General features: G+C 69.2%; 21 protein-coding genes. 10 read left to right on the top strand and 11 right to left on the bottom strand.

The annotated features are described in order from the left end of the window. Window positions 1-16: 16 nt before the first annotated feature. On the bottom strand, window positions 17-796 hold the full coding sequence (locus tag IEY95_RS08815; protein WP_189185298.1) for an SCO2400 family protein: 780 nt from the start codon (window positions 794-796) through the stop codon (window positions 17-19). 254 nt (window positions 797-1,050) lie between these two features. On the opposite strand from IEY95_RS08815, the gene IEY95_RS08810 reads away from it, so the two are divergent. The 8 genes from IEY95_RS08810 to IEY95_RS08775 all read left to right on the top strand — a co-directional run bounded on the left by IEY95_RS08810 (window position 1,051) and on the right by IEY95_RS08775 (window position 11,508). Beyond that, window positions 1,051-2,208, top strand: coding sequence for a mandelate racemase/muconate lactonizing enzyme family protein (locus IEY95_RS08810; RefSeq protein ID WP_189185297.1), 1,158 nt, complete (start codon window positions 1,051-1,053; stop codon window positions 2,206-2,208). Next, window positions 2,205-3,245, top strand: coding sequence for a zinc-dependent alcohol dehydrogenase (locus tag IEY95_RS08805; RefSeq protein ID WP_189185296.1), 1,041 nt, complete (start codon window positions 2,205-2,207; stop codon window positions 3,243-3,245). The genes IEY95_RS08810 and IEY95_RS08805 overlap by 4 nt, the downstream gene beginning before the upstream one ends. A gap of 126 nt (window positions 3,246-3,371) precedes the next feature. Next, complete coding sequence (locus tag IEY95_RS08800; RefSeq protein ID WP_189185295.1) at window positions 3,372-4,340, top strand: hypothetical protein; 969 nt, start codon at window positions 3,372-3,374, stop codon at window positions 4,338-4,340. Window positions 4,341-4,481: 141 nt separating this feature from the next. After that, entirely contained in the window at window positions 4,482-5,588 is a 1,107-nt protein-coding gene (chvE, locus tag IEY95_RS08795) for a multiple monosaccharide ABC transporter substrate-binding protein (RefSeq protein WP_189185294.1), read from the top strand. 32 nt (window positions 5,589-5,620) lie between these two features. Next, window positions 5,621-7,171 carry a multiple monosaccharide ABC transporter ATP-binding protein gene (mmsA, locus tag IEY95_RS08790; protein ID WP_189185293.1) on the top strand — a complete coding sequence of 517 codons (1,551 nt, stop codon included), beginning with the start codon at window positions 5,621-5,623 and terminating at the stop codon, window positions 7,169-7,171. Continuing rightward, window positions 7,168-8,415, top strand: coding sequence for a multiple monosaccharide ABC transporter permease (gene mmsB / locus IEY95_RS08785; RefSeq protein WP_189185292.1), 1,248 nt, complete (start codon window positions 7,168-7,170; stop codon window positions 8,413-8,415). Before mmsA ends, mmsB begins: the two co-directional genes overlap by 4 nt. A gap of 53 nt (window positions 8,416-8,468) precedes the next feature. Beyond that, window positions 8,469-9,617, top strand: coding sequence for an aldose epimerase family protein (locus IEY95_RS08780; RefSeq protein ID WP_189185291.1), 1,149 nt, complete (start codon window positions 8,469-8,471; stop codon window positions 9,615-9,617). Window positions 9,618-9,798: 181 nt separating this feature from the next. Beyond that, window positions 9,799-11,508 (top strand): pyridoxal phosphate-dependent aminotransferase, encoded by a 1,710-nt coding sequence (locus IEY95_RS08775; protein ID WP_189185290.1) that lies wholly within the window; start codon window positions 9,799-9,801, stop codon window positions 11,506-11,508. Between the two features lie 49 nt (window positions 11,509-11,557). On the opposite strand, the gene IEY95_RS08770 is transcribed toward IEY95_RS08775, so the two are convergent. Continuing rightward, window positions 11,558-11,995, bottom strand: a complete 438-nt coding sequence (locus tag IEY95_RS08770) for an RrF2 family transcriptional regulator (protein ID WP_189185289.1) — start codon at window positions 11,993-11,995, stop codon at window positions 11,558-11,560. 109 nt (window positions 11,996-12,104) lie between these two features. Between IEY95_RS08770 and IEY95_RS08765 the strand changes: the two genes are divergently transcribed. Then, on the top strand, window positions 12,105-15,074 hold the full coding sequence (locus IEY95_RS08765; RefSeq protein WP_189185288.1) for a beta-galactosidase: 2,970 nt from the start codon (window positions 12,105-12,107) through the stop codon (window positions 15,072-15,074). 28 nt (window positions 15,075-15,102) lie between these two features. Here the strand turns inward: IEY95_RS08765 and arfA are convergent, their stop codons facing one another. The 9 genes from arfA to IEY95_RS08720 form a co-directional block, all read right to left on the bottom strand. Next, window positions 15,103-16,605, bottom strand: coding sequence for an arabinosylfuranosidase ArfA (gene arfA / locus IEY95_RS08760; protein WP_189185287.1), 1,503 nt, complete (start codon window positions 16,603-16,605; stop codon window positions 15,103-15,105). 111 nt (window positions 16,606-16,716) lie between these two features. Then, window positions 16,717-17,685 (bottom strand): arabinan endo-1,5-alpha-L-arabinosidase, encoded by a 969-nt coding sequence (locus IEY95_RS08755; protein WP_189185286.1) that lies wholly within the window; start codon window positions 17,683-17,685, stop codon window positions 16,717-16,719. Between the two features lie 21 nt (window positions 17,686-17,706). Beyond that, the gene (locus tag IEY95_RS08750) at window positions 17,707-18,564 is read right to left on the bottom strand and encodes a carbohydrate ABC transporter permease (protein WP_189185285.1); all 858 of its coding nucleotides are present in this window, start codon (window positions 18,562-18,564) and stop codon (window positions 17,707-17,709) included. Beyond that, on the bottom strand, window positions 18,561-19,520 hold the full coding sequence (locus tag IEY95_RS08745) for a carbohydrate ABC transporter permease (RefSeq protein ID WP_189185284.1): 960 nt from the start codon (window positions 19,518-19,520) through the stop codon (window positions 18,561-18,563). Before IEY95_RS08745 ends, IEY95_RS08750 begins: the two co-directional genes overlap by 4 nt. After that, complete coding sequence (locus IEY95_RS08740; protein WP_189185283.1) at window positions 19,517-20,875, bottom strand: extracellular solute-binding protein; 1,359 nt, start codon at window positions 20,873-20,875, stop codon at window positions 19,517-19,519. The genes IEY95_RS08745 and IEY95_RS08740 overlap by 4 nt, the downstream gene beginning before the upstream one ends. Window positions 20,876-21,028: 153 nt before the next feature. Next, a complete protein-coding gene (locus IEY95_RS08735) occupies window positions 21,029-21,880 on the bottom strand; it encodes an SMP-30/gluconolactonase/LRE family protein (protein ID WP_189185282.1) in 852 nt (283 codons plus the stop codon). After that, a complete protein-coding gene (locus tag IEY95_RS08730) occupies window positions 21,877-22,650 on the bottom strand; it encodes an IclR family transcriptional regulator (RefSeq protein WP_189185281.1) in 774 nt (257 codons plus the stop codon). Before IEY95_RS08730 ends, IEY95_RS08735 begins: the two co-directional genes overlap by 4 nt. Before the next feature lie 218 nt (window positions 22,651-22,868). Beyond that, entirely contained in the window at window positions 22,869-24,110 is a 1,242-nt protein-coding gene (locus tag IEY95_RS08725) for a PucR family transcriptional regulator (protein ID WP_189185280.1), read from the bottom strand. A 2-nt stretch (window positions 24,111-24,112) separates the two neighbouring features. Then, window positions 24,113-24,265, bottom strand: a complete 153-nt coding sequence (locus tag IEY95_RS08720; RefSeq protein ID WP_189185279.1) for a hypothetical protein — start codon at window positions 24,263-24,265, stop codon at window positions 24,113-24,115. Window positions 24,266-24,590: 325 nt separating this feature from the next. Between IEY95_RS08720 and pgfA the strand changes: the two genes are divergently transcribed. Then, the gene (pgfA, locus tag IEY95_RS08715) at window positions 24,591-25,568 is read left to right on the top strand and encodes a cell envelope lipid trafficking protein PgfA (protein ID WP_189185278.1); all 978 of its coding nucleotides are present in this window, start codon (window positions 24,591-24,593) and stop codon (window positions 25,566-25,568) included. Window positions 25,569-25,891 lie beyond the last annotated feature (323 nt).

Below are 25,891 nucleotides of genomic sequence, written 5' to 3'. Positions count from 1 at the left end.
GCCCCCGAAAACACCCCTACGTGCACCACCACAAGAAGCGGTTGCAGGTTTCCGACGGTGCAGGGTCCGGGGTCGGCACGGACGTCGTCGGGGCGGATGTGGCGGGGGCGGTCGTTTCGGGGGCCGTGGTGCGGGTGGGGGCCGAGGTCGGGCGGCCCGGGGTCGTGCCGGTGGCCGCGGACTCCTCGTCCTCGGTCTTCTTGTCCTTGCCGGAGGCGGACGCGGACGGAGACCCGGAGCCGGAGGGCGACGCGGAAGCGCCGGGCGAGTCGGTCGGCGAGGCGCCGCCCGCCCCGGACGTGTCACCCTGCGGCCGCGCCGTCTCCTTGGCGTCCGAGGACGTCGAACCGTCGGCCGACTCGTCCCCGGCCGCAGCCGGCTTCGGGCTCAACCCGGGTGCGTCGATGCCGAGTTCGGCGAGACTCAGCCCACCTGCCGCCAGCACGAACCCCGCCACGATCAGCAGGGTCCGGCGCCGCCGTCGTCGGTGCGCCGCGGCCTTGCGGTCTCGTCGGCTCGCACCACCGGGGGCATCCGGACCTTCCGGGCCACCGGGGGCTTCGGCACCGCGCCCGCGGCCTCGACCCCGATCCCGCCGCCGCGCGGCCCGCCCCGGCCGCTCGTCCGCGTCGTCGCCCTCGTCGTGGTACGCGTCGTCGTCGGCCGCGTCCACATCCGTTTCCGGGCGCGCGTCGGCCTCCTCCGCATGCGCGTGGAGCTCTTCGACTGGGGTGCCGCACCCCGGGCAGGCAAGGGCGCCGTTGAGGTGCCGTCGGCACGGGAGGCAGTAGTCCATGACGCGGGAAGACTAAGTTCCTCATAGGTAACGTTGGTAGGCACAGCTGTGAATGTTGTGTGGGGAACTGGCCGTTCCGGCGTGCCGAGTTGAGACACCCCCGAACATTCCCCGCCATCCCGATCCCATCGCGTCGAAACCGTTATGCGTTCGACCCATTGACACCCCCGGGGCCACCTCCTTACTGTCACGCCAGCATTTCGAACGTGTGACGAAATTTCGAACAGAGCCGAAGAGCACAGGGGGCAACTGCCGTGCGCATCACGGGAATCAGCACACACGTGGTCGGGACGCCCTGGCGCAACCTGACGTACGTCCAGGTGCACACCGACGAGGGCATCACCGGAGTCGGCGAGACCCGCATGCTGGGCCACACCGACGCACTGATCGGCTATCTGCGAGAGGCGGAGGCCAATCACATTCTCGGCTCCGACCCGTTCGCTGTCGAGGACCTCGTACGACGGATGAAGTACGGCGACTACGGGCGCGCCGGCGAGATCGTGATGTCCGGCATCGCCGTCATCGAGATGGCCTGCTGGGACATCAAGGGCAAGGCCCTCGGGGTGCCGGTGTGGCAGCTGCTCGGCGGCAAGGTCACCGACAAGGTCAAGGCGTACGCCAATGGGTGGTACACGACCGAGCGGACGCCCGAGGCGTATCACAAGGCCGCGCAGGAGGTCGTCGCGCGCGGGTACAAGGCGCTGAAGATCGACCCCTTCGGCACCGGTCACTTCGAGCTCGACCACGAGCAGAGTCTGTACGCCGTCTCGCTCATCGAGGCCGTGCGCGACGCCATCGGGCCCGAGGCCGAGCTGATGCTGGAGATGCACGGGCGCTTCTCCCCCGCCACCGCCGTCCGGCTCGCCCGCGAGCTCGCTCCCTTCAAGCCCGCCTGGCTGGAGGAGCCGGTCCCGCCGGAGAACCTCAAGGCCCTGGAGAAGGTCGCCGCCAAGGTCGACATCCCGGTCGCCACCGGTGAGCGCATCCACGACCGCATCGAGTTCCGCGAGCTCTTCGAGAGCCAGGCGGCCGACATCATCCAGCCGGACGTCGGCCACATCGGCGGCATCTGGGAGACGCGGAAGCTGGCCGCCACCGCCGAGGCGCACTACGTGCTCGTCGCCCCGCACAACGTGGGCGGGCCCGTCCTCACCGCCGCCTCCCTCCAGGTCGGCTTCACCTCGCCGAACTTCAAGATCCTGGAGCACTTCAACGACTTCGCGGACGCGGAGATCAAGAAGGTCGTGAAGGGCGCGCCGCAGGTCGTCGACGGCTACTTCCAGCTGTCGCACGAGCCGGGTCTCGGCGTCGAGCTGGACGTCGACGCGGCGGCCGAATTCCCGCAGCAGCAGGCCCGCTTCGACCTCTGGGCGGACGGCTGGGAGCAGCGCAAGCCCAAGGGGACGCAGTGAGCACCGCGGTCGTCATCGAGGCGCCGGGCGAGCACCGGCTGACCGCCCACGAGCCCCGGGAGCCGGAGGCCGGCGAGGCGCTCGTCCGCGTCCACGCCGTCGGCATCTGCGGCAGCGACCGGGAGGTCTATCAGGGCAACCGGCCCGACGGATACGTCCGCTACCCGCTCACGCCCGGCCACGAGTGGTCCGGGACGGTGGAGAGGGTCGGCGCGGGAGTGCCCGAGTCCCTCGTCGGCCGCAAGGTCGTCGGGGAGGGTTTCCGCAACTGCCAGGTCTGCGACCGCTGCCATGCGGGCGAGACCACGCTGTGCACGGCGGGGTACGAGGAGACCGGCTTCACCCAGCCGGGCGCGATGGCCACCACGCTCACCCTCCCCGCCCGGCTGCTCCATGTCCTGCCGGACGACGCCGACCTGACGGCCGCCGCCCTGCTGGAGCCCGCCGCCTGCATCGCGGCCGCCGCGCTCAAGGCCGACGCCAGGCCCGGTGAGCGGGTCGCGGTGGTGGGCACGGGGACGCTAGGGATGTTCGCCGTGCAGTTCCTGAGGGCGGGCTCCCCGGCCGAGCTGCTCGTGGTGGGCACCCGCCCCGACCGGGCCGCGCTCTCCAGGGACTTCGGCGCCACCGACTTCCGTACCATCCCCCACTCTCGGCTTCGCTCGAGCGGGGGGACCCCCATCCAGGAACTCCCCGACGACTTCGACGTCGTCATCGAGACCGCCGGGTCCGCGTCCGCCGCGCGCACCGCCGCCTCCCTGCTCAGGCGCGGCGGACGCCTGGTCCTGACGGGAATCCCGGCGCCGGGCGCCGAGGGACTCGACCCCACCGATCTCGTCGTACGGCAGCTGGAGGTGCACACCGTGTTCGGGGCGCCGCCGGAGGCCTGGGCGCACGCGGTGCGGGTGTTCGGCGCGGGGCTGCTGAACCCGTCACCGCTGGTCACGCACGAGCTGCCACTCGCCGAGTTCCCCCAGGCCATCGAGCTGGTGGGGTCCGGGGATCCCAAGGTCGGAAAGGTCCTGCTGCGTCCATGAGCCGTCCATGAGCCAGGTTCTTCCGCACCCCTGATCCGTACGCCGGTACGGAGACCTGACGCTCCGTACCGGCGTACACCCACCGACACGAACCATGTCCGAAATATCGAACGCGAAGGACAGCTTGTGACCGACGCCTCCCCTACGGCAGCCCGTCGACCCGGTGAGCAGGCGCTCGCCGCGCTCGGCCTGGGCGCGCCCGACCTCTCCCCCGCCGACGCCTCGCCGCACACCTTCCCGGGAGGCGGCCGCTGGCGCACCGAGGTTCCGTCCGTCGAAGGCCCCGAGGCCGTTGCCGTGGTCCTCAAGGAGTCCTCCCGGCTCGATGTGCCGATCCACCGGATCAGCCAGGGCAGCGGTGTCTGGATGCTGACCGACGCCGAGATCACCGAGATGGTCGAGGCCACCGGCGAGCGCGACATCGAGCTCTGCCTCTTCACCGGACCGCGCGGCACCTGGGACATCGGCGCCTCCGTACGCACCGACTCGCGCGGCGCCGGCCTGCGCGCCCGGGGCCACGACGCGGTCGCCGGCTGTGTCGAAGACGCCGTCCGGGCCACGGAGTTGGGCGTCAAGTGCCTGCTCGTCGCCGACGAGGGCGTGCTGTGGACACTGCACCGGGCCCGCGTCGCCGGGATCATCCCGGCCGACACGACCCTGAAGGTCTCGGCGCTGATCGGCCCGGTCAACCCGGCCTCGTACGCCGTGTACGAGAACCTCGGCGCCGACTCGGTCAACGTGCCCAGTGATCTGACGCTCGATCACCTCACCGAGATCCGGCGGGTTTCCGCCGCCCCCATGGACATGTACATCGAGGCCCCCGACGACCTCGGCGGGTACGTGCGGATGTACGAGGTCGCCGAGCTGATCCGGCGCGGCGCACCGCTCTATCTGAAGTTCGGTCTGTCCAAGGCGCCCGGGATCTACCCGTACGGGCACCACCTGCGGGAACTGACCCTGTCCACCGCCCGGGAGCGGGTGCGGCGCGGCCGGCTCGCCCTCGACCTGCTCGCGCGGCACGGAGCGGACGGCGACATGGCGCCGCTCGGTTCTCGACTGCCGGGCGAACTCAACAGGTTCGACCTCCGGGCATAACGTTCCGGAAACCTTGCTTCACAAAAGCCGACACAGCCGCGCACAATCCCACACACCTGTCCTCGGTCTTTCCGGCGCCACCCTCGGGAGCGTCTTCGCACCGCGAGACCGAGCCCTGCACACACATCAAGGATGATGATCATGCGTAACCGCAGAGCCGCACTCGCCGCCATAGCCGGAGCCGCCTCCCTCGCCCTGACCCTCACCGCCTGCGGCCAGGACAGCGAGGGCGGCAGCAACGAGGGCAAGGGCAGCAGCAAGGGCGGCACCATCGGCATCGCGATGCCGACCAAGTCCTCCGAGCGCTGGATCGCCGACGGCAAGAACGTGGTCAAGGACCTGGAGTCCAAGGGCTACAAGACCAAGCTGGTCTACGGCGAGGACGACCCCGACCAGCAGGTCTCGCAGATCGAGAACCTGATCACGCAGGGCGTGAAGGCCATCATCGTCGCCGCGATCGACAACAAGTCGCTGAACAACGTCCTCCAGCAGGCCGCCGACGCGAAGATCCCGGTCATCGCCTACGACCGGCTGATCCTCGGCACCAAGAACGTCGACTACTACGCGTCCTTCGACAACACCAAGGTCGGCGAGCTGCAGGCCGGCTACATCGTCGACAAGCTCGGTCTGAAGAGCGGCAAGGGCCCGTTCAACATCGAGCTGTTCGCCGGCTCCAACGACGACAACAACACCAAGTACTTCTTCAACGGTGCGATGAGCGTCCTGAAGCCGTACATCGACAGCAAGAAGCTGGTCGTCCAGTCCGGCCAGACCGGCCTCACCCAGGTCACCACCCTGCGGTGGGACGGCACCACCGCGCAGAAGCGCATGGACGACATCCTCACCAAGTCGTACCAGAGCAAGAAGGTCGACGCGGTGCTCTCGCCGTACGACGGCATCTCCATCGGCATCCTGTCGGCGCTGAAGTCGGACGACTACGGCTCCAAGAGCAAGCCGCTGCCCGTCGTCACCGGTCAGGACGCCGAGCTGGCCTCGGTCAAGTCGATCATCGCGGGCGAGCAGACGCAGACCGTCTACAAGGACACCCGTGAGCTGGCCAAGGTCGCCTCGACCATGGTCGACGACGTCCTCAACGGCAAGAAGCCGCAGACCAACGACACCAAGACGTACGACAACGGCGCCAAGGTCGTCCCCGCCTACCTGCTGCAGCCGGTCAGCGTCGACAAGTCCAACTACAAGCAGGTGCTGGTCGACGGCGGCTACTACACCGAGTCCGACCTCAAGTAACCGCCGACTCCTAGTGATTGGAAGGCACGACCATGGCGGGACCCGTCCTGGAAATGCGCTCGATCGTCAAGACCTTTCCCGGCGTCAAGGCGCTGTCGGACGTCACACTGACCGTCCGCCAGGGCGAGGTCCACGCCATCTGCGGTGAGAACGGCGCCGGGAAGTCCACCTTGATGAAGGTGCTCTCCGGCGTCCATCCGCACGGCAGTTACGAGGGTGAGATCCTCTTCGAGGGAGAGGTCTGCAGCTTCAAGGACATCCGGGCGAGCGAGCACCACGGCATCGTCATCATCCACCAGGAGCTGGCGCTGGTGCCGTTCCTCTCCCTCGCGGAGAACATCTTCCTCGGCAACGAGCACGCCAAGGGCGGGCTCATCAACTGGAACGAGACCCTGCGGCACGCCACCGAGCTGCTGCGCCGGGTCGGTCTGGAAGATCACCCCGAGACCCGCGTCGCCGACATCGGCGTGGGCAAGCAGCAGCTCGTGGAGATCGCGAAGGCGCTGTCGAAGAAGGTGAAGCTGCTCATCCTGGATGAGCCGACCGCGGCTCTGAACGACGAGGACAGCGGCAAACTCCTCGATCTCATCCTGGAGTTGAAGAAGCAGGGCATCACCTCGATCATCATCTCCCACAAGCTGAACGAGATCCGCAGGGTCGCCGACTCGGTGACGATCCTGCGCGACGGGCGGTCCATCGAGACTCTCGACGTGAAGGCGCCGGAGACCACCGAGGACCGGATCATCTCCGGCATGGTCGGCCGCGACCTCGACCACCGCTTCCCCGAGCGCACCGCGTACGAGGGAGAGGTGGGCGCGGCAGCGGCCCTGGAGATCCGCAACTGGACGGTCCACCACCCGATCGACCAGCAGCGCAAGGTGGTCGACGACGTGTCGATCAGCGTACGGCGCGGGGAGATCGTCGGCATCGCGGGCCTGATGGGCGCCGGCCGCACCGAACTGGCGATGAGTGTCTTCGGGCGCACCTACGGCCGGTACGCGGGCGGCTCGGTCCTCAAGGACGGCAAGGAGATCCGTACGAAGACCGTCGCCGAGGCGGTCGGGCACGGCATCGCGTACGTCACCGAGGACCGCAAGCACTACGGCCTCAACCTCATCGACACCATCAACCGCAACATCTCACTGACCGCCCTGAACAAGGTCGCGAAGCGCGGTGTGGTCGACGAGCACGAGGAGCGGCAGGTCGCCGAGCGCTACCGCACGTCCATGAACATCAAGGCGCCGACCGTCTTCGAGCCGGTGGGCAAGCTGTCCGGCGGCAACCAGCAGAAGGTCGTCCTCAGCAAGTGGATCTTCGCGGGTCCGGAGGTGCTGATCCTGGACGAGCCCACCCGCGGTATCGACGTGGGCGCCAAGTACGAGATCTACACGGTCATCGACCAGCTGGCCGCCGAGGGCAAGGCGGTCGTCTTCATCTCCTCCGAGCTGCCCGAGCTGCTCGGCATGTGCGACCGCATCTACACCATGGCCGCCGGGCGGCTCACGGGCGAGGTCCCGCGGGCCGAGGCCACGCAGGAAGTGCTGATGCGCCAGATGACGAAGGACAAAGAGGTATCCCGATGAGCACGGATGTAACCGCCAAGACCCCGGCCCCGGCGCCGCCCGGGAAGAGCGGGGGCGCGGCCGCGGGCGGCGGCCTGCTGCAGCTGATGCTGGACGGCCTGCGCCGCAACATGCGCCAGTACGGCATGCTGATCGCCCTCGGCCTGATCGTCGCCCTCTTCGCGGTGTGGACCGACGGCGACCTGCTGCTGCCGCGCAACGTCTCCAACCTGGTGCTGCAGAACAGCTACATCCTGATCCTCGCGATCGGCATGATGCTGGTGATCATCGCGGGCCACATCGACCTGTCGGTCGGCTCACTGACCGCGTTCATCGGCGCGTTCGCGGCCGTACTGATGGTGCAGCACAGTATCGCGTGGCCGCTCGCCCTGGTGCTGTGCCTGGTGGTGGGCGCGGTCGCGGGCTCGGTGCAGGGCTTTCTGATCGCGTATCTCGGCATACCGTCGTTCATCGTCACCCTCGCCGGCATGCTGCTCTTCCGCGGCCTCACCGAGATCCTGCTGAAGGGCCAGACCCTCGGCCCGTTCCCGGACGGGCTGCAGAAGATGGGCAACGGCTTCCTGCCGGAGGCCGGCCCGGACACCAACTACCACAACATCACGTTGCTGCTGGGCCTCGCCCTGATCGTCTTCGCGGTTCTGCAGGAGGTGCGCGACCGCAAGCGGCAGCAGGAGTTCTCGCTGGATGTGCTCCCGAAGAACATCTTCCTGCTCAAGCTCGTCGCCATCGTCGCCGCGATCCTGGTCGTCACGATGCTGCTCGCCAGCTACAAGGGCGCGCCGACCGTGCTGATCATCCTCGGTGTGCTGGTGGTCGGCTACGGCTACGTCATGCGCAACGCGGTGTTCGGCCGCCACATCTACGCGATCGGCGGCAACCTGCCGGCGGCGAAGCTGTCCGGCGTCAAGGACAAGAAGGTCACCTTCTACGTCTTCCTGAACATGGGCGTGCTCGCGGCCCTCGCGGGTCTGGTGGTCGCCGCCCGCCTCAACGCGGCCTCGCCGAAGGCGGGCTTGAACTTCGAACTCGAAGCCATCGCCTCGTCGTTCATCGGTGGCGCGTCCATGAGCGGCGGCGTGGGTACCGTCCTCGGCGCGATCATCGGTGGTCTCGTCCTCGGCGTGCTGAACAACGGCATGAACCTTCTCAGCGTCGGCACCGACTGGCAGCAGGTCATCAAGGGCCTGGCCCTGTTGGCGGCGGTCGGCTTCGACGTGTGGAACAAGCGCAAGTCCGGTTCGTAAGTCAGCTGGGCCCCGCCACGAAGGCGGGGCCCCACCCTTTACGGGAGCCGCAAATGGAACTGAACAGACGCACGGTCATCGCAGGAGCCGCGGCCGCGGGCATCGCCGCGACCACGCTCGGGGGAACGGCACACGCCGCGGGAGGCAGAAAGCCGGCGAAGGAGCTCTTCGGCAAGCTCGCCGACGGGACGAAGGTCTACCGCTGGTCGCTGGAGAACGGCGGCACGCGCCTGAAGGTCCTGTCGTGGGGCGGCGTCGTCCAGTCCTTGGAGATCCCGGACCGCCACGGCCGGTACAAGAACGTCTCCCTGGGCTTCGACAACATCGAGGACTACGTCGCCAAGACCCCGTACTTCGGCGCGCTGATCGGCCGCTACGGCAACCGCATAGCCAAGGGGCAGTTCACCCTCGACGGCAAGAGCTACCAGCTGTCCGTCAACGACGGCGTCAACAGTCTGCACGGTGGCGCCAAGGGCTTCGACAAGCACGTCTGGGACGTGGAGGGCTTCACCTCCGGCTCCGACGTCGGCCTCGTGCTGCACTACACCAGCGTCGACGGCGAGATGGGCTACCCCGGCACGCTCAAGGCGAAGGTCACCTACACCCTCACCCGGCACGGCGACTGGCGCATCGACTACGAGGCCACCACCGACAAGGCCACCGTCGTCAACCTCACCAGCCACGTCTACTGGAACCTGGCGGGCGAGGGCAGCGGCTCGATCTACGACCATGAGCTGAAGATCGCCGCCTCCCGCTACACGCCCGTCGACTCGGGCCTGATCCCCACCGGCGAGCTGGCCAAGGTCGCGGGCACCCCCTTCGACTTCCGCCACACCAAGACGGTCGGCGCCGACATCCGGGTCGCCAACCAGCAGCTGCTGTACGGCAAGGGCATCGACCACAACTGGGTGCTCGACAAGGGCATCACGGCGAAGCCCGAGCACATCGCCACCCTGCGCGACCCGTCCTCCGGCCGCACCCTGAAGATCGCCACCGACCAGCCGGGCCTGCAGTTCTACTCCGGGAACTTCCTCGACGGCACCCTCGTCGGCACCGGCGGCCACATCTACCGGCAGGGCGACGCGCTGTGCCTGGAGACGCAGCACTTCCCGGACTCGCCGAACCAGCCGAAGTTCCCCTCGACGGTCCTGCGGCCGGGCGAGACGTACCGCAGCACGACGGTGCACTCGTTCAGCGCCTGAGGCCCTCGACGGCTTCGCGGGGCCTCCGGTTGCCCCGCGAAGCGAACCCACACTGAATGCACACGAGTTGAACAGCGCCACCTCCGTATCCGTATGAGAGGGCGGCCCGTGCTCCCCCGCACGGGCCACCCAAAGACGGAGGGCCCGTCCGTCCCAACGGGCCCGCCCAAACGGAGGTTCCATGGCCGGCAATGTCACCTCGCTCTTTCGCGGCACTGCGGCGCACAGCCCGTCGATGGCCGCGCTGACGCGAGAGGGCGACGGGGCCGGCCCCGTGGACTTCTGCATCCCGTGCAATCCGTACTTCCCCACACCCGCGATGTTCGACGAGCTGGCGGGCCGGCTGCGCGAGATCATCACGTACTACCCGAGCAGCGCCGACACCATCACCGCCGAGCTGTGCTCGCTGCTCCAGCTGCCGCCGCAGTGCGTCGCGATGGGCAACGGATCCACCGAACTCATCACCTGGATCGACCACTTGCTGGTCCGGGAGTCCCTCGCGATACCCGTGCCCACCTTCGGCCGCTGGACCGACCAGCCGATGGAGACCGGCAAGCGGGTCGACATGTTCCCGCTCCAGGAGTCCACCGGATTCGCCCTCGACCTCGCCAAGTACGCCGAGTTCATCCGCGCCCGCGGCTCGCGTGTCGCCGTGATCTGCAACCCGAACAACCCCGACGGCGGCTTCCTCCCCCGCCAGTCGGTCATCCAGTTCATGGACGCGATGGCGGACCTGGACCTGATCGTCATCGACGAGTCGTTCCTGGAGTTCGCCGACGCCGAATCCGAACCGAGCGTGGTCGAGGACGCGGTGATGCGGCCCAACGTCATCGTGCTGCGCAGCCTCGGCAAGAACTTCGGCCTGCACGGCATCCGCTTCGGCTATCTGGTCGCCAACCCGGCCCTGGCCGGCCGGGTCCGTTCCATGCTGCCCAAGTGGAACCTCAACTCCTTCGCCGAGACCGTGGTGTTCATGCTCAAGGAGCACGGCGCCGAGTACATGGAGAGCCTGCACATGGTCCGCCGGGACCGGCTCGACATGGCCCGCCAGCTGTCCGCACTGCCCGGTCTCACCGTCTACCCGTCCCAGGGCAACTTCCTCTTCGTGCGCCTCCCCGTGGGCGCCGAAGGCACCGTGGTCCGGGACCGGCTGCTGACCGAGCACCGGATCCTGGTCCGCGAGTGCGGCAACAAGATCGGTTCGTCCAGCCGCTTCCTGAGACTCGTGGTGCGCCCCCAGGTGGACGTGCGTCGCCTGGTGTCCGGCCTGGAACAGGTGCTCTACGGGACCAGGAGGGGAGCCGCCGTACCCGAGCTGAGCACAGGGACCAGCTACAGCTCGGGTACGGCGGCGGTGGACCGCCTGGTCAGCGCCACGAACGGGGCGGGCATGCAGGGCCTGGCCGCACAGGCGAACGCGTGGCCGGGGCCCGCGGCGGCACAGCCCGGACCGATGCCGAGCCTGCCCGCCGCGCAGCCCGCGCAGGTGTCGAACTTCCCCGTCCCGCAGCAGCCGGCGGCCGTGTCGAACTTCTCGTCCCCGCAGCCCGCGGCGGTGTCGAACTTCCCGTCCCCCACGCCGCAGCCCGCCGCCCCGCAGCCCACCACCTGGCCGGCGCCTGCCGCGGCCCAGGCACCCGGGGCGATGCCGGGCCTGGCCCCGGGTTCGGCACCCGCGCCGGCGATGCCCGCCGCGGCCCAGGCCCAGGGTCTCCAGCCCGTCGCCCAGGCAGGCATGCCCGGAATGACGAACGCCGCCTCGCTGGGCGCCCAGGGAGGCCTGACCGCCGCCCAGGTCCGGGGCCGCACCCAGCCGGAACCGCAGCCCCAGCCGCAGCAGCCCACCGGCTGGCCGGCCGTGGGCGCCATGCTGTACGGCCAGGCGGGCTAGGTCCCGTCTCGGGAAGGTCAGTACGCGACGGGCCACCCACTGCTCCAGTTCAGCAGCCCGCCGGCTCCCGCACGGGCTCCGGCAGCGCGTCCTCCGCGATGTCCGCCGGCGTGACGCCCTCCAGGATCTTCCGCACGTTGGCGCGGACCGCGACCCAGAGGGGGAGCAGGGGCTCGGCGGGGCCGGTGTACGCGAGTCGGGTAGGCCGTTCGCCGCGCACGGAGACGATCGGGCCGTCCACCGTTCGGATGACGTCCGCGACAGTGATCGCCTCGGCGGCACGGGCGAGCCGGTAACCCCCACCGCCGCCGCGCCTACTGGTGACGAGGCCGCCGCGCCGGAGATCGCCGAGGATTCCCTCCAGAAACTTGTGCGGAATGTTCTGCGCGAGGGCGATGACCTCCGCCTTCACCGGGCCGCCGTCCTGCCGTACGGCCAGCTCCAGTGCCGCCCGTACCGCGTAATCCGCCCGCGCCGAGATCCTCATATGACCATTGTGGGAGGTATCGCTGTGGACAATGGCCGCACTCTCCCCCAAGTTCTCGGCTTCGCTCGAACAGGGGGGACCCCCATCGCTGTCCCCGGGAGGACCCCACATGGTGTTGAGCAGACGTACCTTCAGCGCACTCGCCGGCACCGCCGCGCTCGGCTTCTCGCTGAGCGGCAGCGGGAGCGAAATGGCGTGCGCCGCCGGAAGGGCGCCCGTCGCTCCCACCGGACCCGCGCCCGGACCTCCCTCGGCCGACGGCAAGGCACACACCGTCGGCTTCGACCGCTACTCGATGCTGATCGACGGCAAGCGCCTCGTGCTGTGGTCCGGCGAGGTCCACCCCTTCCGTCTGCCCAGCCCTTCGCTGTGGCGGGACGTGCTGGAGAAGCTGCGCGCCCACGGCTACAACACGATCAGCATCTACGTGTCGTGGAACTACCACTCCCCCGCGCCGGGGAAGTACGACTTCACCGGCGTCCGCGACCTCGACCTGTTCCTGCGCACGGCCGCCGAGACCGGCCTGTACGTCATCCTGCGGCCGGGCCCGTACATCAACGCCGAGGTGGACGCGGGCGGCTTCCCCGGCTGGCTGACCGTCACCCAGGGCACGGCCCGCACCTCCGACCCGACCTATCTGAAGTACGTCGACGAGTGGCTGACCGCCGTCGACCGGATCGCCGCGAAGCACCTCTACACCAAGGGCGGCGGCACGATCGTCCTCTACCAGCTGGAGAACGAGTACGCGAACAACGTCAGCAGCCCCCTCGGCCGCGACTACATGACCCACCTGTACACCAAGGTCCGCAGGGACGGCATCGACGTGCCGCTCTTCCACAACGACAAGGGCAGGAACGGGCACTGGGCCCCGGGGACCTTCGACACCGGCGGCGAGAAGGACCGCTACCTGTACGGCTTCGACGGCTATCCCTCGCCGTTCGCGCCCCCGCCCGACTGGGGTTACTTCGGCGTCGGCGGGACGAAGGGCGGCTCGACCGCGAGTCCCGAAACCCCGGGACTCATCGCCGAGTTCGGGGGCGGCTGGTTCGATCCGTGGGGTGGGGTGGAGTTCGACGGCAAGGGGTACGCGGAGTCGCGCCGGACCCGCGACGCGGCGTACGAGCGGCGCTTCTACCTCACCAACCTCGCCAACGGCATCAAGGTCCACAACGTCTACATGACCTTCGGCGGCACGTCCTGGGGCTGGCTGCCCGCACCGATCGTCTACACCTCGTACGACTACGGTGCCGCCCTCGACGAGGCCCGGCAGCCCACCGCGAAGCTGATCCCGATGCACCAGATCGGGCAGCTCCTGCACTCCGTGCCCGACCTGGCGAAGCTGGACCGCGCCGAAGACATCTCGGTCGGCGACACCGGCGTCAAGGCGTACCACCTCGTCAACCCGGACACGAAGGCGCACTTCTACATCCTGCGCAATGACGCCTCCGCCGAAGCCGTCGCCTCCGTCCCGCTCGCCGGCACGACCCTCCCCGTGCCGGTCCCCGGCCTCGACGCCCGGCTGCTCGCCACCGGAATCACCCTGGGGCGGCGGAAGCTGCGCTACTCCACCGCCCAGCCGATGATGTGGCTCGCCGCCGGGCGCCAGGACATCGCCGTGTTCACCGGCCGGACGGGCGAGTCGACACGGACCGCGCTGGAGTGCGCGAGCGAGCCGACGGTCACCGTGCTGGAGGGCAACCCGGTGCACGTGTACGCGGACGGCGTCCTGCGGATCGACGCCCGGCTGAACTCGCTCACCCGGGTGTTGGTGCAAGGCGGCGGCATCTCGACGCCTCTCCTGCTGCTGTTCGCCGACGACCAGACCTCCGGACGGCTGTGGCGCCACGACACCCCGTCCGGTCCGGTGCTGGTACGCGGCCCCGCACTCCTGCGCACCGCCGCCCTGCGCGGCACCACCGTGCATCTCACCGGGGACACGATCGAAGCTGCGGACCTGGAGGTCTGGGGGCCGCGCGGCGTGAGTGAAGTCGTCTGGAACCAAGGCACGTTGAAGACAGTGGCCACCACGTCCGGCAGCCTGCAGGTCGAGCAGCGGCTGCCCGGCGTACCCGTCGTCCTGCTCCCCACCCTGACCAACTGGCGCCGGTCCGCCGAGAACCCGGAGTCCGCCGCCGACTACGACGACTCCGGCTGGAAGGCCGCGAACAAGAAGTCCTCCTACAGCGTCACCCCCGTACCCGCCGGACAGCCCGTACTCTTCGCCGACGACTACGGCTACCACTACGGCGACGTCTGGTACCGGGGGCGCTTCACCGACGCGGGCAAGGCCGGGTCGGTGTCCTTCTCCTACATCTCCGGCGCGCAGGGGCTGCTGATGGCCTGGCTGGACGGAAAGCCGCTGGGTACGCATCGGATGCCGGTGCCGGACAAGAAGACGGTCAGGCTGGGGACGTGGTCGGCCACGGCGACGTTCCCCGTCCCGGAGAAGAAGGGGCCGCGCGTGCTGTCCGTTCTTGTGCGTCGTATGCAGCACGACGAGGACGGGGCGGCGAAGGACACCCACAAGGTGGCCCGAGGGCTGACGGCCGTGACCTTCGAGGGCGACTCCCCGGCGGTCACCTGGCGGATCCGGGGCGAAGTGATCCCCGACCCGGTGCGCGGACCGGTCAACAACGGAGGGCTGTACGGAGAGCGGCACGGCTGGCATCTGCCAGGGTTCGCCGACAGCCGCTGGAAGGTCGTCGACTTCCCGCGCGACGAGCGGCGCCAGGGCGTCGTCTGGTACCGCACCGACTTCCGGCTCGCCGTCGACGCGAGCGTGGACGCCTCGATCGGGCTCACCCTCACCGACGACCCGGCCCGCGCCTACCGCGTCCAGATCTTCCTGAACGGCTGGAACATGGGCCAGTACATCAACGACGTAGGCCCCCAGCACACCTTCGTCCTGCCGAACGGGCTGCTGCGCACACGGGGGCCCAACACACTGGCCCTCGCGGTGCTGTCCGACGGGACCACACCGGCGGGACCGGGCAAGGTAGCACTGACACTGTTGGGCAGCGCGGCCGGAGGAGTGCCGGTGGCGGTGGTGAACTCCCCCGGCCGCGCGGTGAAGCACTAGATGTATTGCCGTGTCCGGCGGACGGGTCCTAGACCAGCCGGATCACATTCCAGGACAACGGCTCCAGGACGGCGCTCAGCGTGCCGTCCTGGAGGGCCGTTCCCTCGACGGGGTGCGGGGTGATCCGCTCCTGGTCGTCGACGGTGTTGGTGGCGTCCGGGTCGGCGTCGGCGAGCGCGCTGTGCTCGACGACCGACGTCAGCCCCAGCCGGTTCAGGGCGACTTCGAGCGGCAGCGGCTCGGTCTGGCCCCGGTTGACGGCGAAGACGGTGACCGAGCCGTCCTCGGCGCGCACCGCGGTCGCGTGCAGCAGGTCCGCCTCGCCGTACTTCTTCGTCGCATACGTCGGCGAGTCCACGCGGACGTCGAGAACCTGGCCGCGCCCGTACTGCGAGGCCTGCGCGAAGGGGAAGAACGTCGTCTGCCGCCAGGCCGCGCCCCCCGGCTCCGTCATGATCGGCGCGATGACGTTGACGAGCTGGGCGAGGCAGGCGACGGTGACCCGGTCCGCGTGCCGCAGCAGCGCGATGAGCAGGGAGCCGAAGACGACCGCGTCCGTGACGGAGTAGACGTCCTCCAGGATGCGCGGGGCCTCCTGCCAGTCCTCGACGGGGTGCGGGTTGGGCCGGCTCTGGTACCAGACGTTCCACTCGTCGAAGGAGAGGTTGATCTTCTTCTTGGACTTCAGGCGGGCGCCGATGTGGTCGCAGGTCGCCACCACGTTCTCGATGAAGGATTCCGTGTCGACGGCGGAGGCGAGGAAGGAGTCCCGGTCGCCGTCGGTCTCCTCGTAGTAGGCGTGCAGGGAGATGTGGTCGACGAGGTCATACGTCTCGGCCAGCACCGTCGCCTCCCACTCGGCGAAGGTGGGCATGGACTGCCCGGAGGAGCCGCACGCGACGAGTTCGAGGTCCGGCTCGATCTGGCGCATCGCGCGGGCGGTCTCGGCGGCGAGCCGGCCGTACTCCTCGGCGGTCTTGTGGCCGGTCTGCCAGGGGCCGTCCATCTCGTTGCCGAGGCACCACAGCTTGATGCCGAACGGGTCCTTGTCGCCGTGCGCCACTCGCAGGTCCGAACGGGCCGTCCCGGAGGGGTGGTTGGCGTACTCCTGGAGTTCCAGCGCCTCGGCGACACCGCGCGTGCCGAGGTTGATGGCCATCATCGGCTCGGCCTGCGGGCCGATCTTCTTCAGGAAGGCGATGTACTCGGAGAGGCCGAAGCGGTTGGTCTCCGTGGAGCGCCAGGCGAGGTCGAGGCGGCGGGGGCGGTCCTCGGCGGGGCCCACCGAGTCCTCCCAGTTGTAGCCGGAGACGAAGTTGCCGCCGGGGTAGCGGATCGTGGTGACGCCGAGTTCGCGGACCAGGTCCAGCACGTCCGTGCGGAGACCCGCCTCGTCGGCCGAGGGGTGGCCGGGCTCGAAGATGCCGGTGTAGACGCAGCGGCCGAGGTGTTCGACGAAGGATCCGAAGAGACGGGGGTTGACCTCACCGACAGTGAAGGCGGGGTCGAGGGCGAAGCGGGCGGTGCGCATGGTGTCCTTTCGAGGTTCGGTTCTGTCTGCCGGCGCCGGGGGCTGATCGCCGGCTGTGGGGGCTGGTCGTGCCCACGCGGCGGAGCCGCACTTGGATGCGGCCCCGCGCCCCTAACGCACCCCGGGCCAGCCGTTCTTGTGCCAGCTCAGCCTGTTCAGGCCCAGCTTGGGCGTGCCGTTGTCGTCTGCGTCGTAGTAGTGGTACGCCAGCCAGTCCTGGCCCCCGTCGCGGAACACCGACTCGCCACCGGTACCGACGAAGCGGCCGTGTCCGGCGAGGAGGAGGTCTCCGCCGCCCTCCAGCATCGGCGTACCGGTGCTGTCGACGTACGGGCCGGTGACGCTCGTCGACCGGCCGACCCTGATCTTGTAGGTGGAGTTCACCCCCGCGCAGCACGCGTCGTACGAAGCGAAGAGGTAGTAGTGGCGACCGTGCTTGACCACGTACGGGCCCTCGACCGCGTACGGCGCGTCCGGGCGGGTCGCCAGGTGGTGGACGGTGGCGCCCTCGACGGCCTTACCGGTCCTCGGGTCCAACTCGACCATGCGGATGCCGGTCCAGTACGAGCCGAAGGCCATCCACAGCTTGCCGTCGGCCCTGGTCACGGCCGGGTCGATGGCGTTCCAGGTGTCGGTCCTCTCGGAGGTGAAGACCTTGCCGTGGTCGGTCCAGGTGCCGGGCAGGCCGGTCGGGGAGGTGGCGACGCCGATCGCGGAGTGGTTGGTGCCCCAGGAGGAGACGGCGTAGTAGAGCCAGTAGCGGCCGTCGCGGTAGGAGATGTCGGGGGCCCAGGGATCGCCGGTCGAGTTGTACTCGTACCACCAACTCGGGTGCGTGGCGAAGGCGTTGCCCGCGTCGTCCCACTGGACACGGTCCTTGGAGAGACGCGCGCCGATGATCCCGCCCGTCGAATAGGCCACGTATCCACCGGACTTGAGGTGGATGACCGTGGGGTCGTGGATGATCTGCTGGCCGGTGATGGGCACCGGGTCGGGGTAGGTGACGTCCGCCCGGGCCGTGCCCGGCAGCACGGCGAGGGCGGCCGCGGCCAGCAGGGCCGCGAGTCTGAGACGCTTCAATTCAGTACCTCCTGCGATGAGTTACTGACCTGCCAGACCTGTGTGGGCCACGCCTCGCACGATCTGGCTCTGGAAGAAGACGAACACGATGATCAGCGGGAGTCCGGCGATCAGGCCGCCCGCCATGAGCTTCGGCCAGACGATGCCGAAGGCGTTCTGCACGGTGGCGATGCCGTTCGGCATGGTCATCAGGTCGGGGTTGTTGGTCACCATGTACGGCCACAGGAAGTTGTTCCACGAGGCGATGAAGGTGAAGATCCCGACCGCCGAGAGGGAGGGCTTCGACAGCGGCAGCACGATGGTGAAGAAGATCCGCCAGCGGCCCGCGCCGTCGATGAACGCTGCCTCCTCCAGCTCGCGTGGCAGCGACTGGAAGAACTTGTAGAGGATGTAGACCATCGCCGCGGGCGCGCACTGCGGCAGGATCATGCCCCAGTAGGTGTCGACCATCCCGAGCGACTGCACGGTCGTGAACAGCGGTACGCCGAGGATCGCCGGGGAGAACATCAGGCCCGCCATCGTCAGCGCCATCAGGGCTGACTTGCCGCGGAACTCGGTGCGTGCGAAGCCGTACGCGGCGAGCGAGGCGACGAGCATCACGATGAAGGTGACGCAGACCGACACCACGAGCGAGTTCACGAACCAGTTGGGGATGTTGCCGGCCTCGAAGACGCTCTTCCAGGAGTCGAGGGTGAAGTCCTTCGGGATCCAGTGCGGGGACGTCACCGACTCGGTGGGAGTCTTCAGCGAGGTCGACAGCGCCCAGACGAGCGGGGACACCCAGATCAGGGAGAGGGCCGCGGCGACGACGGTCAGGGCGATCTGCGCGGGTGTCCAGGTACTGCGGGACTTGCGCATTACGGGAGTCGGTGCGGTCATCGGGCGGCCTCCTCGCGGTTGCGCAGCAGCCACATCCGTCCGAGCGCGACCACGGCGATGATGAGGAACAGGATGAAGGAGATCGCGGAGGCGTAGCCCACGCGGTAGCTGGTGAAGCCCTGTTCGAGGGTGTACTGGACGAAGGTGCGGGTCGATTCCTCGGGTCCCGGGCCGAACTGGTACATGACGACGACCTGGTCGAAGACCTGGAGCGAGGCGAGGATCTGCAGGGCGAGAACCAGACCGGTGATGTTCCGCAGGTTCGGCACGGTGATGTGCAGCAGGCGCTTGAAGGCGTTCGCGCCGTCCAACTCGGCTGCTTCGTAAAGATGTTGGGGAATGTTCTGCAGGGCGGCCAGATAGAGGAGGAAGGAGAAGCCGACCGTCCACCACAGGGTCGCGATGACGACCGCCGTCATCGCGGTGGACTTCTGTGCCAGCCACGGGGTGTCCAGGCCGAGCACGTGGTTGACCATGCCGTTGGTGGGCTGGAACAGCCACCACCACAGGTTGCCGACCACGGCCGACGGCAGCAGGAACGGCGCGAAGAAGCACAGCCGCCACAGCCACTTGAAGTGCACGGCGTGGTGCGCGATCAGCGCCATCAGCAGCGCCACGACGATGATGCAGGGCACCACGTACATCGTGAACTTGACGCTGTGCCACAGCGAGGACCAGACGAGATCGTCCTTGAGGGCCTCGCGGTAGTTGGCGAGGCCCACGAAGCTGGTGTGGTCGCCGGAGATGTTGGCGTCCGTGAGGCTGAGGTACAGGCCGCGGACGACGGGCACGATGACGAAGAGCCCGTACATGACGAAGAACGGGGCGACGAACCAGCCGCCGTGCTGGAACCGGCGCCCCCAGCGCGCCCGGGCGGACTCCGCGGCGGTGGCCGTGCGGGGCCGCAGGGTGGTGGCGGGCGCGACCGCGGTTGTCGTGCTGCTCACGCTGCTCATGCGCCGGCTCCCTTCAGCTCTTGGGCGGCCGTCCTGCCATCCATCGGGTTCTTCATCGCGAGTAGCTGTTCCAGTCCGGACTTCATACGGCGGGCCGCGGCATCCGGCTTGGCGGAGCCGAGGTTGGAGGCGGCGACGACCGGGCCGATGCGCTGGGCGAGGATGCCCGTGGAGCCGGCGAACCAGATGTGGGGTTCGGTGGCGGGGTGTTCCATGGCCGGCTTGGAGTACTCGCTCTGCGGGCTGAGCTTGAGGTACGCCGGGTCCTCGAAGGTGGGCAGGTACGCCGGTACGTGACCGCCGCCCGCCCAGGCGGTGGCGTGCTTGATCATGTAGGCGGCCAGCATGTGCGCGCCCTCGTTGGCGGCGCCGCCGCGGTCGGACTGGTGGGGCAGCACGAAGGAGTGCGACTCGGCGTGAGTGGCCGGTGTGCCGAAGACGGGGGGCAGCGGCTGGGCGCCGTAGCCGACCTTCTCGCCGTTGAAGTACGGCACCGACCAGTTCCCCTCCCAGGTGAACGGCGACCCGGCGATGAAGGCCTCGCCGTCCGCCGCGCCCACGGTGACGTACCCGTCGGTGACGTGCTTGCGGAAGAACTCCAGGACCTGGGTGGCCTTGTCGGTGTCGAAGGTGACGTCGGTCTGGTCGTCGTTGAAGTAGGAGCCGCCGAGCTGCTGGTAGAAGGCGACGAAGAACCACCAGGCGAAGTTCTGGTCGTTGGCGTGCAGGCCGAGGGTCTGCACGCCGTTCCTCAGCTGCTTCTTGGCCGACTTGAGGATCTCGAACCACTCGTCGGTGGAGCCGGCGGAGGGCAGCTTCCCGTCGGCGTCGAGCAGGCCCGCCTTCTCGCAGACGTCCTTGCGGTAGAAGTTCAGCTGGACGTGGATGTCGAGGGGCAGCGCGTACAGCTTGCCGTCGACGATGCCGCGCTGCCACAGCACCGGGTTGAAGTCGGCTTCCTTCACGCCGTACTTGGTGAGCAGGTCCATGTCCCAGGGGTCCAGCAGACGGCCGGGCGCGAAGCCCGGCACGCGGCCCTGGTGCATGACGGCGAGGTCCGGTGCCCGGTTGCCGGCCGCGGCCATGGCGAGCTTGGTGTAGTACGGGCCGCCCCAGGTCAGCGTGGAGGCCTTGACGGCGACATCCGGATGCGCCGTGCGGAAGGCGTCCACCATCGCGACCTGATTGGCGCCGTCGCCGCCGCTGAAGAGGTTCCAGTACCGCACCCGGGTCCGGGCGCTGGACGCGAGCGCGTCCGCGCCGGTGCCGAGCGCGGCGAAGCCCAGACTGCCCGCGACCGTCAACCCACCCACTCCGGCCAGGAGTTGCCTTCGATTCAGGCCAGGTAGTCCCATTCCCCGCCCTCACTGTTCGAGATTTCGATAGATGATCGCAACTTCGAACGGGACCGTAGATAGGAAGCGCTTACTCGTCAATGGTTTGCGCAAAAATCGAAAGTCCCCGCCCAGCCGTCGACCGACGACTGGGCAGGGACTTCGCAGGAGTTGCTAGCCCGCGAACGCGGGCCCCGGAAGGCCTTTCCCCGCGCCGGGAACGACGAGCACCGAGCCGGAGAGCGGATGCGGCGCCTCCAGGCCCGTACGGGCCGTGGTGATGTACAGGTCGGCCAGGTCGGGGCCGCCGAACGCGCAGGCGGTGGGGCGGCGGACGGGGAGCTCGATCACGCGGTCGAGGACCCCGTCCGGGGTGTAGCGGCGGACCGCTCCGCCGTCCCAGAGGGCCACCCAGACGCAGCCGTCGACGTCGACCGTGAGCCCGTCGGGGAAACCGTCATCAATGGTCGCCAACGGCCGCCTGTCGGTGGGCAGTTGATCGTCGCCCACGTCGAAGACATCGATCCGTCGGGTCGGGGAGTCGATGTAGTACATCAGCCGGCCGTCCGGGCTCCAGCCCGTGCCGTTGCTGACGGCGACGTCGTCGAGGATCGTCCGTACGGTTCCGTCCGGGTTGAGCCGGGACAGCGAACCGCCACGTGGCGCCTCGTCGTAGCGCATGGTGCCGAACCACAGCGAGCCGTCGGGAGCGACCGCCGCGTCGTTCGCGCGGCGGCCCGGGACGGGGTCCCGGTGCAGCCACCGGAAGGGCTCACCGGACCCCGGTGCTCCGTAGAGCCCCACTCCGTCACGGAGGTTGACGACCAGGCCGCCGCCCGCGCGGGGCTTGGCGGCGCCCACGTGCTGTTCGGTGGCCATGACCGTGCGGCGCCCGGAGACCGGGTCGTACGTGTGCAGCCGGGAGCCGAGGATGTCGACCCAGATGAGCCGCTGTGCGTGCGGGTCCCAGGTCGGGCCCTCACCGAGGGTCGCGTACGCGCGTACGGCGACCTCGACGGCCGTCATCCGACGCTCCGGTGGCCGAGCCGCTCGGACAGCTCGGCCGCGCCCTTCACCGCGAGCTGCTCCAGTTCGGCGCGGCGCTCGTCGCTCCAACGGATCATCGGTACGGAGATGGAGAGCGCGGCGACGACCTGTCCCGTACGGTCGCGCACCGGGGCGGCGACGCAGCTGACGTCCGGGTTGGACTCGCGGCTCTCCACGGCGATGCCGCGGCGGCGGATCTCGGCGAGGGCCTCGCGCAGGGCGGCCGGCTCGGTGATGCTGTTCGGCGTCATCGCGACCAGCTCGGCGTTGTCGGGGATGCGGGACGTCAGCTCCGGCTCGGGGAGCGAGGCGAGCAGCATCTTGCCGACGGAGGTGCAGTGCGCGGGCAGGCGACGGCCCGCCGCCGACACCATGCGCACGGCGTGCGTGGAGTCGACCTTCGCGATGTAGATGACGTCGGTGCCTTCGAGGATGGCCACATGTACGGTCTCGTCGCAGGTCTCGGCCACGGAGCGGGCGACCTGCTGGCCCTCGGCGGCGAGGTCCAGCTGCTCGGCGTAGCGGCTGCCGAGCTGGTACGGACGTACACCGAGCCGGTAGCGTCCCGGCTGGCCGGGCACCTGGACGATGTACGACCGGGCGGCGAGCGTGGTGACCAGCTCGTGCACCGTGGTGCGGGGCAGCTGCAGCTTGCGCACGATGTCGGGGGCGGAGAGTGTCCCGTCCCCGTCCAGGAAGAGCTCGAGTATGTCGAGAGCCCGGGTCACGGCAGGTACGAGGCGTCCCACAACCGGCCCCCTCCTTGTGTTCGAAATTTCAACAGACGATCGGCATGACGAACACAGGCTAGTCATAGTGGGCTTGGGCGGGCAATGGGCGGGTAACGGTTGGGAGCCCTCCAGGGATTTCACCCCCTCCGCCCCTACCCTCCCCCGAGCTCTCGGCTTCGCTCGAACAGGGGGATCCCCGTCGTCTCCGGGACTCCGCTCGCGACGGTCGGGCACCGTCAGCGGCGGGCCCTCGGGTCGCCCAGTTCGCCGCGCAGGCGCTGCGCCCGCAGGACGAGCTCCAGCTCGAAGCGCCGGTCCGGGTCGTCGATCTCGTCGCCCCAGAGCTCGCGGATCTGACGGAGGCGATAGCGGACGGTCTGAGGATGAACCCCGAGACGGGCCGCGATCTCGGGTGCGCCACCGCGTGTCTCCAGCCACGCCAGCAGCGTCTCGGCGAGGCGACGGCCGTGGGTGGGACCGCAGTGCGCGAGGGGGGCGAGGCAGCGCAGCGCCAGGTCGTCGATCAGCTCCTCGGGCTGAAGGAGAACCAGGGCTTCCGTGTGCTCCGTGCAGTGCAGGACCTCACCGGCGGGGAGCAGCCCGCGCTCCATGAGCCGTACCGCCGCCTCGGCCCAGCGCAGCGACTTCGCCGCGTCGGCGAGCGGCACCGGCGGCCCGATCGCGCCGGACCACCCGGTCAGCGCCCGGTGCAGCAGCTCGGGGCGCCCGGCCGCCTCCGGCTCGGGCACGACCATGCGGGGCTGCTCGTACTCCATGTCGAGCAGGACGCTCTGCCCGACGGCCGGTGCGACGGCCTCCCGGGCCGGCCGCAGCAGCACCCCGACGGCGACCCGGTCGGGCAGCGGCCAGCCGATCCGGGCGGCACGTTCGACGAGCGCCTCGGCGGGGTCGCCCCGATGGTGCTCGGCGAGCAGCAACTCCATCAGGCGCCGCTGGAGGCGCAGCCGCTCCCCCGCCTGTCGGGCCGCGGCTTCGGCGTACCCCCGTACGGACTGATCCACCAGGCCGTCCAGATACTCGTATCCGGCGTCGACGAGCTCGTACATCGCCGGTGGCGGGATGTCGACCCGCTGGCCGATCTCGGCGAACCGCCGCCATGCGAGCCGTACCCCGAGCCGGTAGATCGCCTGGAGCGAGTCGAGGCTGCGGCCGTGCAGCCCCTCGCCCCGGCCGAACTCCTGGAACACCTCGGGGTGGACGCGCGGGCGCCCCTCCGCCGTCTCCAGATGCTGCACGAAGACCTCGATCGCGCGGCGGATGCCGACCAGGGCCATCGGTTCCCCGGAGTCGTCGAGGACGACCGGCAGATGCGGGTACTCGCGGCGGATCTCACGCAGGATCTCCTCGGCGAGCGCGGGCGCCTCGGCCATGGCGATCGCCGCGAACTGTCGCACCTGGACGCGGGGAACGTCGTGCCAGGCCGAATGCAGGGTGACGGTTCCCGGACGGGCCGTCACGGTCAACGCTCCTGGCCGGCATGCTCATAGGTGATCAGGGGCGTGTTCGGCTGGTCCGGCGTCGCGTCGAGCAGCGCGACGACACCGAGCGCGGCGCCCACGGCGAGTGCGGCGGCGGCCGCGACGGTCAATGCTGCGGCGAGCAGTCTGGACATCGCAGGGTCAGCCTCTCTGTCGGAGGTCGTCCCCCACCCCGGTACTCCGCGCGGCCGTGGTCATCCGGCTGCGCGGCCCCTGCCCACTCCCGTTCACCGGTCGTGTCCGGTGGCTGTCCACCGGTCCCGACCCATGACGGTTCACCGGTCCCGTCCGGCAAGTCCACAGTCTCGACAATGCATTGACACCCGTCAAGGGTGCGCCTACGGTTCCCGGCCCATACCGCACGTGCACTTACCCTCCTGGTGTCGACGCATCCATAACACCTCGTAACACCCGATATCACCCGTGCGTCGAGCCTCCTCACGCCCCTGGAGTGCCCGGATGCGTCGCAGAGTCTCACCCGTCTCCCTGATCCTCCTCGGCCTCGGCACCTTCCTGCTCGTGCTGGCCCCGATGCTCGCGTGGTACGTGGAACCGCGTGCCGCCGTGAACCCGATCGACATCGACACCACCGCGATCTACACCGGCACGGGCAGCGTCTTCGATGTCGACAAGGTCGGGACCGTGCCCGACCAGAAGATCACCGTCACCCAGACGGTGCGCGGCGACGTCGCCGACAGCGAGCGCAGCGGGAAGGCCGTCTGGGACGTGACGACCACGGTCGACACGGACAAATCGCTGCCCGCGGCCGACCCGCACGACGCCCTGGAGTTCATGCCGGGCCGCTGGGTCACCAACCGGAAGACCAACGCGCCGGCGCACTGCTGCCGGGAGAAGCCGTACTTCGAGGGCGAGGCCTACCTCAAGTTCCCCTTCGACGTGCAAAAACGCGCGTACCGCTGGTGGGACAACTCGCTCGGCGCGACGGTCACCCTGAACTACCGGGGCACCAAGAAGATCCACGGGTACGAGGGCTACCGGTTCACCGGCACCGTCCCCGCCACCAGGACCGGGACCCGTCTGGTGCCAGGCGCGATCGTCGGGGAGCCGAAGCGCAGCCAGGTGCTCGCCGAGGAGTGGTACGCCAACCACCTGATCGAGCTCGTCGTCGACCAGCGCACAGGACGGGTGATCTACGCGCAGGTCGGGCCGCGCAAGACGCTGCGCGCCCCGGGCGGCAAGAAGGACGCGGCGGTGCTCCTGGACAGCCAGAAGCTGGCCTTCACGACCGCGACGCAGAAGGACCAGGTCGACCAGGCGAAGACCGAGAGCGGTCAGCTGCGCATGGTGGGACAGACGTTGCCGATTGGTGCCGGTGTGCTCGGTTTCGTCCTGGCCGCGGTGGGGGTCGTTTTGGTGGTGCGCGGGCGACCGGATCCCGATACGTCCGAGTCGTCCCAGCCTCCGCTCACGATGTGATGTGGCGTCAGCTCCACAAAGCCCGGAAATTGTCACCTCGGTGAGTAGCCGCATCGAACCGCTGGGCGAAAACTGTCCAACCCCACCCGAACACAGCCCGCCCACATCCCCGTCACGGCGAACACCCAAAGCCCCCACAGCTGGGCAGATTCTCAGACCCATCCCGTCGAAAGACCAGAGCAGCGCCGCCGTCCCACCGAAAGACCGGAACAGCGTCGCCCCACCGCAGGACCAGAACACCGCCGCCCCACCGAGCGACCGGACCAGCGCCGCCCCACGGCGAGACCCACCGCAAGAGACCGGAGAGACCTCACCCACCGAAC

This window comes from Streptomyces albiflavescens, assembly GCF_014645835.1.
GTDB classification, from domain to species: Bacteria; Actinomycetota; Actinomycetes; order Streptomycetales; family Streptomycetaceae; genus Streptomyces; species Streptomyces albiflavescens.
Note: the sequence above shows the minus strand (reverse complement) of the source record. Positions and strands in the feature narration are given on the sequence as shown.

Coding starts and splice junctions, on each gene's coding strand:
- IEY95_RS08815 (WP_189185298.1), bottom strand. CDS start 796: ATGGACTACTGCCTCCCGTGCCGACGGCACCTCAACGGCGCCCTTGCC.
- chvE (WP_189185294.1), top strand. CDS start 4,482: ATGCGTAACCGCAGAGCCGCACTCGCCGCCATAGCCGGAGCCGCCTCC.
- mmsA (WP_189185293.1), top strand. CDS start 5,621: ATGGCGGGACCCGTCCTGGAAATGCGCTCGATCGTCAAGACCTTTCCC.
- mmsB (WP_189185292.1), top strand. CDS start 7,168: ATGAGCACGGATGTAACCGCCAAGACCCCGGCCCCGGCGCCGCCCGGG.
- IEY95_RS08780 (WP_189185291.1), top strand. CDS start 8,469: ATGGAACTGAACAGACGCACGGTCATCGCAGGAGCCGCGGCCGCGGGC.
- IEY95_RS08775 (WP_189185290.1), top strand. CDS start 9,799: ATGGCCGGCAATGTCACCTCGCTCTTTCGCGGCACTGCGGCGCACAGC.
- IEY95_RS08770 (WP_189185289.1), bottom strand. CDS start 11,995: ATGAGGATCTCGGCGCGGGCGGATTACGCGGTACGGGCGGCACTGGAG.
- IEY95_RS08765 (WP_189185288.1), top strand. CDS start 12,105: ATGGTGTTGAGCAGACGTACCTTCAGCGCACTCGCCGGCACCGCCGCG.
- arfA (WP_189185287.1), bottom strand. CDS start 16,605: ATGCGCACCGCCCGCTTCGCCCTCGACCCCGCCTTCACTGTCGGTGAG.
- IEY95_RS08750 (WP_189185285.1), bottom strand. CDS start 18,564: ATGACCGCACCGACTCCCGTAATGCGCAAGTCCCGCAGTACCTGGACA.
- IEY95_RS08745 (WP_189185284.1), bottom strand. CDS start 19,520: ATGAGCAGCGTGAGCAGCACGACAACCGCGGTCGCGCCCGCCACCACC.
- IEY95_RS08740 (WP_189185283.1), bottom strand. CDS start 20,875: ATGGGACTACCTGGCCTGAATCGAAGGCAACTCCTGGCCGGAGTGGGT.
- IEY95_RS08735 (WP_189185282.1), bottom strand. CDS start 21,880: ATGACGGCCGTCGAGGTCGCCGTACGCGCGTACGCGACCCTCGGTGAG.
- IEY95_RS08720 (WP_189185279.1), bottom strand. CDS start 24,265: ATGTCCAGACTGCTCGCCGCAGCATTGACCGTCGCGGCCGCCGCCGCA.
- pgfA (WP_189185278.1), top strand. CDS start 24,591: ATGCGTCGCAGAGTCTCACCCGTCTCCCTGATCCTCCTCGGCCTCGGC.